Origin of the sequence: Priestia sp. FSL W8-0524 (assembly GCF_038005965.1) — a bacterium.
GTDB lineage: Bacteria > Bacillota > Bacilli > Bacillales > Bacillaceae_H > Priestia > Priestia zanthoxyli.
This window is the reverse complement of the sequence record NZ_JBBOUG010000001.1, coordinates 663873-677541: the sequence shown is the minus strand read 5'-3', so window position 1 is coordinate 677541 and position 13669 is coordinate 663873. Positions and strand designations below refer to the sequence as shown.

Here is a 13669-nt window from a genome sequence, read left to right as displayed (position 1 = left end):
AAGTTTTGTGTTTTTATTCTAACCTGTATATACAAGTTCGTCAACAAAAATAAAATTACTTCTTTTTCATTTCATGATATAGTCAAAAAGCAAAGTGTATGGAAGGAGACATTACAATGCTGCAAGTAAGATTAATGGGAACACAAGAAGAAATTAATGAAGCAATCAAACAATTTGAACAGAACTACCATATAGAACATCAGTCAAAAGAATATACGCGAAGCGCTAATCCAAAATATGAGCACAAAAAAGATACTCGGGTGTATCTTTCTATGCATCCTAAAAAATAATTTCTGCTTTATTTCAGAGAAGAATAGTAGCTTTTACAAACTAAAGGATTTATATTATAATTTCAGTATTTACTATAACATCCGATTTGTATTTAAAAATCAGAAAGAGGCTTAAAAATGGCATATAACGACATATCTCTTAGAGAGAAAAGTATTGTGTTTATCGGCTTTATGGGGGTAGGAAAAACAACTATTGGAGAAATGGTTGCCAAAAAATTGTATAGAGATTTTGTTGATATAGATCAAGAAATCGAAAAAGAATTTAATATGCCTACTTCTCAGATTTTTAAAGAGCACGGTGAAACTTTCTTCAGACAAAAAGAAAAAGAAGTAATAAGTCGACTTTCACAGCAGCGCTTAAAAATCATTTCTTTAGGGGGAGGCGCTTTTTTACAAGAAGAAATTCAAGAGATTTGTTTATCTAACTGCATCGTATTCTTTTTAGATTTGTCTTGGGATTCTTGGAAAGAACGCATTAGTTTGATCATTGATAGCCGTCCTGTTTTACAAGGAAGAAGCTTAGAAGATATTGAAAAGCTATTTTACGACCGTCAAGCTATCTACTCAAACCACCATTCAAAAGTTGAAACTGATAATTTGGATATCGAAGAAGTAGCTAACTATATCGTTGATTCATTAAAAACAGCTTGGGATATTTATCAACCTTAATGAAATAAAGGTTTGTTCCCTCAACAAGCCTTTACAAAAAAAGACGTAGCTTAATGCTACGTCTTTTTTCATTCCTAATGGGAACTCATATAAAAATTGATAAAAAAGGCAATGGTGATTACATACATCATCCAATGAATTTCGCGATGGCGTCCTGTAAACAGTTTAATCGCTGTGTATGAAATGAAGCCGAATGCTAACCCTTCTGCAATGCTGTAGGTTAACGGCATCATGACAATTGTTAAGAAAGCGGGAACAACTTCAGTGAAATCGTCGAAGTTAACGTTTCGAATGTCACTTAGCATAAGCGAACCAATAATAATGAGTGCTGGAGCAGTAGCAACGCTTGGGATAAATTGAATAAGCGGTGCAAAAAACAAGGTAAATATAAATAAGATGGCAACCGTTAATGCCTTTAAGCCGGTACGCCCTCCTTCTGCAATACCTGTTGCATTTTCAATATACGTATTTAGCGCAGTGCTTCCAAAAATAGCACTCGCCATTGTACCAATTGAATCTGCTGCAAGCGCGCGATTTAAACCTGGAATTTTACCGTTTTTATCTACTAAGTTTGCTTTTTTAGATAGTCCAATCAATGTCGCTAGCGTATCAAATAATTCTACGATGGTGAAAGAAAATACAACTGAAAAAATGCCGTAGGCAACTGCACCCTTTAAATCCATTTGAAAGAATGTTTCTCCAACGCTTGGCGGCGTAGCTGAAAAGACGTCTTTCAGAGAATGAGGAACTGCTTGTACTCCTACAATCATTGCTAATATTGTCGTAGCAAAAATACTTATAATAAGAGCACCTTTTACATTTTTAGCCATCAGTACAGCTGCTAATATCAGCCCAAAAATAGCAAGTAACGGGCCTTTATCCATGACATTTCCAAGCCCTACAAAAGTAGACTCGTTTGCCACAACTAATCCAGCGTTTTTCAAACCGATAAACGCAACAAAAAGACCAATTCCAACTGCTATTGAAGACTTTAATACGTTCGGAATGGCATCAATAATCTTTCCGCGTATTCCTGTTACCGTTAAAACAAAAAATAAGACCCCGGATATAAAAACTGCTCCAAGTGCCGTTTGCCATGACAATCCTTGTCCTAATACTACTGAATACGTAAAAAACGCATTTAAACCCATCCCTGGACCGGTTACAATCGGGAAGTTTGCCCATAGAGCCATCAGCAACGTACTAAATACAATGGCATAAATGGTAGCTGCAAGAGCCGCTTCTCGAGGGATACCCGCGTCAGACATGATAATGGGATTGACGATTACCATATAACTGACCGTCATAAAAGTTGTAAGTCCTGCTAGTATTTCTTGTTTTGGTGTTGTGTTGCGCTCTGATAGTTTAAACAAGCGCTCTAATATTCCGTTACGCTCCAACACGCGCGCCTCCCTACTTCTAAAAAAAAATAAAAAATCCTACCTATTCAAATGTCCTAAAAAGGACACGATTTAGGAGGATTTTACGTTTCAAAGTAAAATCTTTTGTCCTATTATAGTCTTAATTTGTAGATATGCAAAGGTGGAAAACGCTATCATTATAAAAATTTTTATCTTCCGTTAGTTTGGAATTTTGAAAATTTATTTCTCTTATCTTTTTAGTCTGTTGCAAGATTACTCTTTTTACTCATTTATACAAAAAAGAGATTGAGACATAACTAAATAAATCCATTCTAAAGACAAATAAATGGAATAATCGCAGGAATCTACGCCTTGTCCTTCAATCAACAGCTAGAAGCAACTAAACAGATGAAACCTACGTTCACCTTGACAACAAAAAACTCGAATTATTAATCAATAACTCCGATTAATAATTCGAGTTTTACTTTTGTTAAAATACTTTTATCCCAGCCTCTTCTTCGTTTTACATCTTACGAAATTAAAAGTGGAATTCTTTTTAAAAGACGATCTATCGAATGATTTGCCTCTTTCAGCACAATTCCTTGGTCAATGGTTTTTAACTGGCGATTCTCCATCACAATTTCACCGTCAACCATTGTTAGTTCTACATCTCCTCGCGTTGCTGAATACACAACTCTGGAAATAGGGTCTACGCCGTAAGATGGAAAAGTATGAAGCTGATTTAAATTTAAAATGGCAAGATCCGCTTTTTTCCCAACCTCTAAACTTCCGATTTCTTTTTCAAGCCCAACTGCTTTCGCTCCGCCGATTGTAGCCATTTCGAGCACGTGTTTTGCATTCATGGCTGTTGGTCCGTAAGAGGGTTTATGAATCGTAGCGGCCAGCCTCATTTCGTTGAACATATCCAAATTATTATTACAAGGAGCACCATCAGCGCCAAGGCTTAAAAATACACCTTGCTCTAATAAACTGGGCACATCTGCGATTCCCGATGCAAGTTTTAAGTTTGAGCCTGGGCAATGACTGACTTTTACTCCTTGATTCTTAATAATTTGCTTTTCTTGATCGTTTAGCCACACACAGTGCGCTAAAATAAGGCGCTCATTGGCTAATCCTAAATGGTCTAAGTACATGATATTTCTCATACCCGTTTCAGCTTCTACAATGCGAATTTCTTCTTGATTCTCAGAAGCATGAGTATGGACATGAACATTATAGGCAGCTGATAAATGGCTCACTTCACGCAGCAAATCTTCCGTACACGACAGCACAAATCTTGGGGAGAATGCGTATCGAATACGACCGTTATTTGAATTATGCCATTTTTCAAGCAGCTCTACGCTTTCTTTAATCGAGTCAGCCGTTGTCTCCTGCAGAGCTTTTGGCAGATCGTCGCCTTTTTTATCCATCATTACTTTTCCTGCAAGAGCTCGGATTCCACTCTTAGATATAGCTTGAAAAGCAGAGTCCGTATGATGAACAGTTTCCATATCGACAATTGTTGTAGTCCCGCTTTGAATGAGTTCACCGATCCCTAACAGTGCTGAATAATAGATAGATTCTTCATCATGCGAAGCTTCAAGCGGCCATATTTTCTTCTTTAGCCAGTCTAGCAGCTCTAAATCATCTGCTTGCCCTCTAAAAAGAGTTTGACATAAATGAATATGAGTATGTATAAAGCCCGGCACAATCGTTTTATTTGCTGCGTCAATGACTTTATCTACCTTTTCCGGATGCAGATTTTTCCCGATGGCTGCAATACGATTTCCAACAATATAAAGGTCACCGTAAATAATATCATTCTTCTCATTCATCGTAATAATCTCTGCATTTTTAATTAATGTGTGCGTCATACCTTCTTTCCCCTCTTTCGTAACATCTATCTATTTCTAGCTCAAACCGAACACTAACATCTTCAAGCAATCTTTCTTACACTGGTCTTAAATATATATGGTGCATGCTCTGAGTTGAATAAGTGCAGGTAACCTCATGGGCGATAGAGACTTTGGGTAAAAAAAATTCCTAGCTGATTATACAGCTAGGAGGTTGGATTTATGATAAAATCCCAAGTCCCTTTTTCAAGAGGTTATACGAAATCGCAGGAGAATAATGTGATCTTGTATTTATAATATGGTGTTTTCAGTCTATATACCAGCTTTTTGTCAGAAGTTCTAACATTGTTTTTTTATTCTTTTTCACTATGTGACTTTTCTTGACACCCTTAATTTTCATGTTATGCAATTTATTCTCGTTTCTTCTATGTAATATTTACTAAAAATAAAGAATCTATCTTCTGTTTCTATACAAAACAGAAAAGTTATTTTATGATTTGTATGATTAAAAAACTACAAATCTATATTTTAGGGGTGATTAACTTGGAAAAAATAAATGTTGGCTGTCGTTTTACGCTTTCCGTTATGAGCGATAACTTCATCGATATCATTTTAAGCGCACTAAACGAAGTAGATATGTCTAAAGTTCAGCGAAAAACGGACCGTGTTAGTACGTTTATTGAAGGAACTGCCAAAGACGTATTTGAAGTTGTACAGGCCATTTATAAAAGTGCTGGAAAATCAGAAAAGCATATTGTGCTGAATGCCACGTTTTCAACAGGGCGTCACGAAGAATATTTCGAAGAAAGAAAAATAAACTCAAAAGAAAACATACCTTTAAACCAACAGCTTTGTGCTTCGTTCCCTGTATCCACTCAATTTTCTTTGTATCCATTAGATACGCCGCATTATGTAGACATCATCAAAAGCGGAATTGGCGCAGTTAAACAACAGGGAGTATTTGCCGAAACCGTGCCTTTTGCAACAGCTTTAGAAGGAGATGTGGACAAAGTATTCGCTTCTCTATACGAATGCTTTATGAAATCTGTACAGCAAGCTCGTGTCGTGATGACAGTTAATATGTCAGCACACAGCCCTTCTTCAAAACGATAAATTACTTCTTATCTATTTATAAAGATAGAGTACTAGAAAGGATTTATATGAATATGGCTACAAAAAGAACGTTTTTTGCTTTTTCCCTGATAGGTGCATTATTATGTCTATTAGTCGTACCAAACTCTGTTCAGGCTAGTGAAAAACCTGCTCATTTAACGGTTGCTTCTTACACGCAGTTCTTGAAAGGGCAAGGTGATAAAAGTTCACTGTATGAATTTTCAAAACTGTCGCGTCAACAAAAACAAAAAGTTGTACAATCACTAAGGGATCCATCTCTGTTCAAAATGGATATTGAAGAGAGCAGCGGCACGGTCGAAGCTGCAAGTACAGCAGCATACGGAGCAAAAACGGCTTCACCTTTATTCAAAACAGCAGCTTATACGGCTTCTTATAAAGCGGCTGGATTTACAACAACAAAACTAACGGTGTATGTAGATTATTACACAAAAAGCTCCTCAGTAACTTCAGTCAAAAGTGTACGAGGTGTGGTCACAAAAAACGTAAACCCCCTTGTGTCTATTTCAAAAAAGAGCTCAAAATCTTGGGTACAAAATAATCGAGCCTACGGGCGAATTGACTGGCAGTGGAAAGTTGCAGCTAAAAATGCTGGAATCAAAAGACAAACCGCTTATGGTACGGCTTCCGGCGCTTCTGGCGGATCTACAGCTACAGTCAATTGATAATGAGGAATAAACGATGAAAAAAATGATGTGGTGGATTATTGGTATTACGGCCGGGGTGCTTTTACTAGGAATTCTGGTAGGTTATTTATCATTTTACAGCATATAAAAACAGCAGGTAATTTCACCTGCTGTTTTTTATCTAAATGTCATATTCTTGTCATAAAATTAAAACCTCCACTTACAGTGTCTAAGTGCCTGTAAGAAGAGGTTGGGATCACAATTGTTAGTAAGCCTGGTCTCTTCTCATCTTTCAAGCACTGCTTGTGGGAGTTGGCACGGTTCTATAAAGTCCGTTGCCGAGGTTTCACAGGGCCTATCCCTCCGCCTCTCTTGATAAGAAGTTTGTCGAATTTTGTTGATAATTGTTGATAAGATAAATATTATGTTACATGCTGCACAAACAGATGTCAACTACTTTTCAGAAAATTGTTTTCCCTCTAAAACTATGATATCGCTACCATTACTATGACAACTAGGTTACAAATATATAAATTTTTTATATTTTTTTATTACGCTTTTACAGCTGACTTTTTCTCAAAAGAAGTAATAGCCTCATCTAGCATACGAATGCCGTCATCTATCTGTTCTTTTGTCACAGTAAGCGGAGGTACCATGCGAATAACTTCACTTGCATTTCCGCAAAAATAAAATAACACGCCTTTTTCTAAAGCTAAGTCCAAAATCTCGAATAAAGCGTCTCCATCTCCTTCTCCCGTATGCGGATTAACAATTTCAATTCCAATCATAAGTCCTAAACCACGGATATCTCCAATAACTGAATGTTTTTCCTTTAAAAGATGCAGCTTTTCTAATGCATAAGCGCCCATTTTTTTCGTGTTATCCAGCAGCTGTTCTTCTTTCATCACTTCAAGAGTTGCAAGAGCTGCTGAACATCCGATAGGATTCCCTCCAAATGTTGTACTATGTGTGCCAAGAGGCCACTGCTTCATTAATTCTTGAGAAGCGACCGTTGCGCTAAGCGGAATTCCAGAAGCAATTCCTTTTGCTATAGCCATAATATCTGGTACAACATCAAAGGTTTGGCCAGCAAACCATTCACCGGTACGGCCAAACCCTGTTTGCACTTCATCAAAAATAAGTAATATTCCGTGACGATCACAAATCTCTCTTAACTTCTTCATCCAGCTTTTCGGAGGGATAATATAGCCGCCTTCACCTAATACTGGTTCCAAAATAACGGCAGCCACTTCTTCAGGCGTGACTTGGTGCTTAAAGAGTATTTCAAAATCTTTTTCAAGCTTTTCAGTGAAGTATACATCGCTGTCTAGCTCCGCAGAGCACTCTTTTGGATTGGCATATGGAAGTTGATACGTCAGTCCCGAAGGCTGCTGAAATTGTCTATATTTGCTTTTCGATGTTGTAACACTTAAAGCTCCCATCGAGCGTCCATGAAAACACCCTAAAAAAGAAATAACATACGGACGCTTTGTGACATGTCTCGCTAATTTTAAGGCTCCTTCAATTGCTTCTGTGCCGCTATTTCCAAAGAAAAAGCAGTCTAAATTGCCCGGCGTTACTTTTCCTAACTCATCGGCTAACTTTAATATCGATTCGTACATAATGACACCTGAGGGACCGTGCAATAATTGATCTGCTCCGTCTTTGATTGCTTTTACTACTTTCGGATGTCTGTGTCCTACATTTGTCGTAGCGATTCCGGAAGTAAAATCGAGATATTCTTTACCATCCAATCCATAATAATAGCATCCTTCTTCTTTCACAACGGGCAAATTCGGATGATCTTTAGCCATTGTCGGTGCTAGCAATTCAGGCATTCTTTCAAATAAGTGACTCCAATCTTTAGACATACTACATCCTCCTTGAAATTATACAAATCAATTAATCTTATTCCGAAATATAGTTACTTATTAAACAATATTAGGAAATCCAGTTATACTAAACGCTTTAATAGAATAGTAATAAAACTTATTTTACTATGCATTTTTATTAAAATCAATTGTATAAATATTTATATATAAAATTAATATGCGGGGTCTCATCCCTTCCGCTTTTCCCATAGGAGTCTTCGCCTTTCCTTCCAATCAACAGTCAGAAGTACTTACATATATGAAACCTGCGTTCACCATAACCATAAAAAAATCCGAACGATTAATCGTTCGGATCCTCCCTCAACTAAAATACTACTGTCACAGCCTCTTTAAGTATATTTATTCAAGATGTTTGGCATCATTGATTGTTTCAAGACGCCATTTTCCACTTTCATAAGCAAAAGTTGTAATCGATGTATTTTGTAAAATAGTAGTCCCTGTTCCTTGTTCTCCGCTTGTTACATGATGAATGAATGTATTAATTGCCGCCCCGTGACTAACAACTGCTACTTTCTTTCCAATAGACTCCTTCATAATTTCCGTTAAACGCCGAACCATCCGTTCTTGAGCGGCTTCGAGTGTTTCAATATTATATAAAGGTTCTTCTCCCCAATTTGTTGCATAGTTTGGCACAAGCTCATGAAGCACTTCTACGTTCTTTGATTCTAGTTCTCCAAAAGAACGCTCACGCAGCTGCTCACAAACCTCGACTTTCTCTACTTTAGCGACTGCGGCAATTTTCCTAGCCGTCTCCTGCGCACGAAGCAAATCGCTTGTGTAGACTACATCAATATGGATATCTTTAAAACGTTCCGCTACGCGTTTGGCTTGTTGCTTTCCTGTTTCGTTGAGCGGAATATCAGCATGCCCTTGAATAAGTTTGTTTTTATTCCAATCTGTTTGGCCGTGTCTAATTAAGTAAAGCATCGTAATCCCCCTTTAATCTCGTTTTAAAAATTGATAAACAGCTTTATCAACCTCTGAGCTTTCATGTAAATCCGAATGTGCTTCATGAAACGTTTGGAGATGAATGTGTTCGGTAAACTCTTGCAGTCCGTATGCACTTTCTACTGTTACCACTCCATCTGTCTTATCTCCCACATCTCCTGCTCCTGAAAAAACGTCGATCTCTTTTGAGAAATCTTGACGACTTTCGTATAGCTTGTTTAACGCTATAGAGTGAAAAGCTAAATCACGAGCCCCCATAGATTCAATATGATTGCGTGCATGAGGATACATCTCCATTAATTCCTGATAATCTAATCCTTGAATCGGCGATCCTAACGTAACTAACTTTTGAATATATTGAGGGTTAGCCAAACTAACTGCTGCTGCTGTTACTCCTCCCATACTATGTCCAACTAAATCAACAGAAGATGCTTTATATGTATCACGTACATCTTGCATAATAGCTTCAATCCATTTTTGCTGCTGTGCAATACTGGCATCTGGCTTTTTAAAGACGATATGAATAAGCGGGAGTTTTCCCTCTTTTGCTTTCATAATGTGCTTCCACTGAATAGCTCCATCTTTTTGAACGACGCAGTAAGCTACTTTAGTTCCCCATCCGTTTTGTTCAAATCGTTTAATCATTTTCCCTAAGCTTTTTTGACTGCCTAAATAGCCATGAATAAATAAAACCGGCACATTTTTCGATTGGGCGCCTCGTTTTATTTGTGGGGCAAAAATATAAAAACAAAGCGAAATAAATAATATGATACTAATCAATAAAATTAACAGCCGCAAGTTCTCACCCTCCGATCGTCTCGTCTATTACACTCATTAATAAAAAAATTTGGAGTAAATTTTATTCTGATACGTCCTGTAAGCTGCAGAACTTGTCATCTTTTTCTTGTCAACGAGCTGCTCAAAGCGCAAACGCTTTTCCGTAAGCATCTCTGTTAGCCTTTGTTCTTCATTAGCATCCGTGCATATAGAAATCAATTCTTCTATTGTAGCCATATCTCGTTTTAGCTCTTGTTCATCACTTATCATATTTGCATTTTTTAACATCCTATACGCTTGGCGCAGTTCTTCAGGTATATGTGATAAATCTTCTAACTTTAATGGTTTTCCTTCCCCAGGCAGCTTATCAAAGTCACCGTCTTTTATTGCTTGTCTAATTCTTTCTTCAGCAATTATATACGCAATATCCAAGGAAAGACCTCCTTTAAGAAAATATAAAATTCAATCTTACCTTCTATATAAAAGATGTATAAAAAACACAGCTTTTATAACCGTATTTTTTATTATACTATGATTATAAAAATTGAACTACCTTCACTTCTTGGAGAGACTATCCTCCCTTTGTGAAATCGTTTCTAGAGCTTCACTCCTTTCACTATCAAACTTTCTTGAGCAGTTTGTTAACGAGCTGAAAGTCAATAAACGATTCTGCATGAGGTTTTGTTATCTTATCTTACTATATTTATACAAAAAAGCCTCCTTACGCATGTAAGGAGGTGGAAAAAGGTAATTCTAAGGTCATCATGTTATGCCTACTTTCTATAAAACCACATTTTGATAGCGTTTTCAATGTTTTTTTATTACTTTACTAATTTTCTTTTCGTTTAATGAGACTCCGTACATATAACGAAGCCTCACCAAATTTCTACTCTTCTTTATCTGATGGAATCATAATTTCTCCTTCATGCTCTTGTTTTTTCAAAAGCAGCTGGAGAATCGTTTTAGATAATTTACTAGGCTGATAGGGTTTAATCAGAAACTCACACACTCCAAGCTCTAATCCTTTGCTTCTTTCGTCTAAAGCAGATGAGATTAAGATAGGAATTTTTTCTGTCTCTGTATTTTCTTTGAGATGCCTTAAAACATCCCAGCCGTCTAACTTATTTTCTCCTAGCATGATATCTAGAACAACCACTTCAGGCTTTTGCTGATGAATAGAGTTTAATGCATCTTCTCCGCTATTAAAATACCGAACGTGAAAGCCGCTTTCTTTTAATTCTACCTGTAAAAGCGTCGCTAAACTTTTATCATCTTCTACAATCACTACGCTTTTACGGTTATCATTCGCACTTATCATCATTTCTTCATCGTACTGAACTTCATGTAGAAGCGGGAGAACAATCGTGAATGTTGTTCCTTTTTTCCATTCTGATTGTACAGTAATGTCTCCACCATGAGCTTTTACAATTTCTTTTACAATTGCTAACCCTAGACCCGTTCCGCCAATTTTGCGCATATCGGAGTTATCTACTCTGTAGAATTTGGTAAACAAATGTCCTAGCGCTTCACTTGGTATACCAATTCCTTCATCTTGAATATCAATATAAACAGCGTGTTCCTTTTGATACACTTTAACTGTAACGTTCCCTCCATCGGGCGAATATTTTACTGCATTGCTAATTACATTATTAAACAATTGCAGAAGCTTATCTTTATCTCCCATTACTGTAAAATGCTCTTGATCGGAAATCATATCAAATTCATGCTTACTTGTTTGTATGTTCTGGACCTCAATCACCTGCTTAATAAGCGGCAGAATGTCTTGATACTTTTTATCGTAGGTTTGTTTCCCCGCTTCCATTCTTTGGACATCCAAAAAATCGTTGATTAAAGAAGTTAACCGCTGTGCTTCCTGATAAATAGTAGTTAAATACTTCTTCTGTCTTTCTTCTTTTAATGTTTTGTTTAGCATAAGCTCAGTGAACCCTAATACACTTGCTAAAGGTGTGCGCAGCTCGTGACTCACAGTGCTTACAAATTCCGACTTCATCTGATCAACTTCAAATTCTTTCGTAATATCACGATGAACGAACAATACGCCAAACATCTGACGGTTTCGATATACGTATTCGCTATAAACTTTTATAACTTTTCGCTTACCTTCCGTGTGCAGATAATAAACAAAAGATTTTTCTACTTGCTCTCCCTTACAAATGGCTTTAACGTATTGTCTTAGCTCCTCTATATTTTCGACTTTTTGAGAGAGAGCATCTAGCCATTGATCGCGAGAAAGCTGAAGAAGCCCGCTTTGATGCTCATATTGAAACAATTCGCTAGTCTTCGTATTCACTTGTAGAATCGTACCGCTTGTATCTACAAGCTGCATTCCTTCTTGAATCGAATTTAAAATATCTTGAGATAGCAGTCTGTCATGCTCAGACTCTTCGTAAATATAAATTTTTTCAAGAGCAATCGTAATTTGTTTGGCCAATATTTCAAATGTCTGTAATTCATGTTCTGTGTATTCATCCGCGTAACGGCTGTAAAACATATAGGCTAGCATATCTCCCTGTGAAGACAGCACCGGTACGATAACATCATACAAATAAAACGTTTGCCGATGATATAGGCGCTCATGTTCTATACACTCTCTTTTTACTACCATACATTTTTTCGTCTTTTGCACATGATCAATGTAATTATTATGAAGATTTTCCATCATCTGTTTAACACTTGATGAAGATAGACCAAATGAAGCATGTGTCTTTTCATCGGTTAGCATAATAAAACCGTGATCAGCTTTCATCACCCGGCTCATGTTTGTGACAGCACTCGTGAGAACTTCTTGCTTGTGAAGAGAATTTGTTAGTCCATGCACAAATAAATTGCGCAATTCTAACTCGCCTTCTCGTTCCTTTGTCAATTCCAATGCGTGCTGAAGTTCATCTTGCTGACTGTGCAACTCATCTTGCTGTGCAATCAGCTCTTCATTTTGAGCCGTTAACTCCTGTTCGTTATTTTGCAAAGTCGATACCATTTTGTAAAAGGCCTGAGATAGCATACCGATTTCATCTCTTCTATGTTCATCAAATGTCATAGGCATTTCTTTTCCCGCAGCAATTTCGCTTGCCGTATATGCTAGCTGACTCAGCGGCTTTACAAACTTATTTAGCAATACCCGTGTAAGCAATAATAAAATGACCACTGTAAACGCTAAAAATAAAATAAAGAACGTTTGACTTTTCTGCATGTCACTCGACGTGTCATCGTACTGTGTATTTAAGTCTTTAGTTAATTCATTTTGGTAGTCATCAAGTTCTTTTTGCATTTGTTCTATTGATTTAGAAGCAGCCTTCCGCTCAGGACTAGAGCGGACTCCTTCAATGCCTTTTTTGTCGTAAATATCTTTAAAATAAGGAAGCGTTTGATTAAAATACGTGTTTAGCATCACCGTCGCTTCATTTACAAACGTACGTTCACGTCTATCTGCCGCTAGACCTGAAAGTCGATCAAGATTTTCTTCGATACTTTTTTGCTGACTTGCAGCCTCGTTATACATATCCTCTGAATCAAATGCAATAAACCCACGAGCCTGCAAAAAAGCTCTGTTCATTGATTTATCAATTGTAGATAGCAGCTGTGCCTTTTCCCGTACTTGTGCCCTGTACTGGGCATAATCAGCTGTAATTTCTTTTTGCCGTACAACAAGTACAGTTGAACCCGCCGCAAAAGCAAGTAAAAGGATACTTGCTAAGAAGATGAACTGGGTTGAGATACTTTTTCGTTTTAGTTTATTGTTCATCTAAAATTTCCTCAACACGTTCGGCTAGCAATAGGGGACTAAACGGTTTAGACATAAAATACGCAGCCCCTGCTTCTAACACCCGGCTTTGATCAGCAGCTTGATTCTTAGCTGAAAGCATCAATACTTTTGTATGGCGCTTATCTTTCATTTCTTTCAGCTGCTGAATGACTTCAAGCCCGGTGAACACGGGCATCATATAATCCAAAATAATTAAGTCAAAATCACGTTCTTTAATAAATTCCAACGCTTCTTCGCCGTTTTCTGCTTCCGTCACTTCATGTCCTTCATCTTCAAGCGTATCTACCACTAACATACGAAGCACTTCTTCATCTTCCGCTAATAAAATTTTTGCCATT

General features: G+C 37.2%; 12 protein-coding genes and 1 riboswitch. Of the genes, 4 read left to right on the top strand and 8 right to left on the bottom strand.

Features of this window, described 5'->3' with window-relative positions:
• The first annotated feature begins 116 nt into the window (after window positions 1–116).
• Both NST66_RS03385 and NST66_RS03380 read left to right on the top strand, forming a co-directional pair.
• Window positions 117–290: a YvzF family protein gene (locus NST66_RS03385; protein ID WP_080754382.1), complete on the top strand. Its 174-nt coding sequence runs from the start codon at window positions 117–119 to the stop codon at window positions 288–290.
• A 117-nt stretch (window positions 291–407) separates the two neighbouring features.
• Entirely contained in the window at window positions 408–959 is a 552-nt protein-coding gene (locus NST66_RS03380) for a shikimate kinase (RefSeq protein ID WP_033578182.1), read from the top strand.
• Window positions 960–1033: 74 nt separating this feature from the next.
• Here the strand turns inward: NST66_RS03380 and NST66_RS03375 are convergent, their stop codons facing one another.
• Both NST66_RS03375 and NST66_RS03370 read right to left on the bottom strand, forming a co-directional pair.
• A complete protein-coding gene (locus NST66_RS03375) occupies window positions 1034–2359 on the bottom strand; it encodes an NCS2 family permease (protein ID WP_016763224.1) in 1326 nt (441 codons plus the stop codon).
• Between the two features lie 491 nt (window positions 2360–2850).
• Complete coding sequence (locus NST66_RS03370) at window positions 2851–4194, bottom strand: 5'-deoxyadenosine deaminase (RefSeq protein WP_028412202.1); 1344 nt, start codon at window positions 4192–4194, stop codon at window positions 2851–2853.
• A gap of 522 nt (window positions 4195–4716) precedes the next feature.
• On the opposite strand from NST66_RS03370, the gene NST66_RS03365 reads away from it, so the two are divergent.
• The gene (locus NST66_RS03365) at window positions 4717–5286 is read left to right on the top strand and encodes a YkoF family thiamine/hydroxymethylpyrimidine-binding protein (protein WP_049163058.1); all 570 of its coding nucleotides are present in this window, start codon (window positions 4717–4719) and stop codon (window positions 5284–5286) included.
• Window positions 5287–5339: 53 nt separating this feature from the next.
• Window positions 5340–5969, top strand: coding sequence for a hypothetical protein (locus tag NST66_RS03360; protein WP_034269729.1), 630 nt, complete (start codon window positions 5340–5342; stop codon window positions 5967–5969).
• Between the two features lie 243 nt (window positions 5970–6212).
• Window positions 6213–6312: riboswitch (SAM riboswitch) on the bottom strand.
• A 169-nt stretch (window positions 6313–6481) separates the two neighbouring features.
• Here the strand turns inward: NST66_RS03360 and NST66_RS03355 are convergent.
• The 6 genes from NST66_RS03355 to NST66_RS03330 all read right to left on the bottom strand — a co-directional run bounded on the left by NST66_RS03355 (window position 6482) and on the right by NST66_RS03330 (window position 13668).
• Window positions 6482–7801, bottom strand: coding sequence for an aspartate aminotransferase family protein (locus NST66_RS03355; RefSeq protein ID WP_034269726.1), 1320 nt, complete (start codon window positions 7799–7801; stop codon window positions 6482–6484).
• Window positions 7802–8161: 360 nt separating this feature from the next.
• Window positions 8162–8749, bottom strand: coding sequence for a histidine phosphatase family protein (locus NST66_RS03350; protein ID WP_154991682.1), 588 nt, complete (start codon window positions 8747–8749; stop codon window positions 8162–8164).
• Between the two features lie 12 nt (window positions 8750–8761).
• Window positions 8762–9568, bottom strand: a complete 807-nt coding sequence (locus tag NST66_RS03345) for an alpha/beta fold hydrolase (RefSeq protein WP_033578176.1) — start codon at window positions 9566–9568, stop codon at window positions 8762–8764.
• Window positions 9569–9604: 36 nt separating this feature from the next.
• Entirely contained in the window at window positions 9605–9979 is a 375-nt protein-coding gene (locus NST66_RS03340) for a DnaJ family domain-containing protein (protein WP_014461362.1), read from the bottom strand.
• Between the two features lie 454 nt (window positions 9980–10433).
• Window positions 10434–13310 (bottom strand): ATP-binding protein, encoded by a 2877-nt coding sequence (locus NST66_RS03335; protein WP_034269715.1) that lies wholly within the window; start codon window positions 13308–13310, stop codon window positions 10434–10436.
• The gene (locus NST66_RS03330; RefSeq protein ID WP_028412195.1) at window positions 13300–13668 is read right to left on the bottom strand and encodes a response regulator transcription factor; all 369 of its coding nucleotides are present in this window, start codon (window positions 13666–13668) and stop codon (window positions 13300–13302) included. Before NST66_RS03330 ends, NST66_RS03335 begins: the two co-directional genes overlap by 11 nt.
• Window position 13669: the final 1 nt, after the last annotated feature.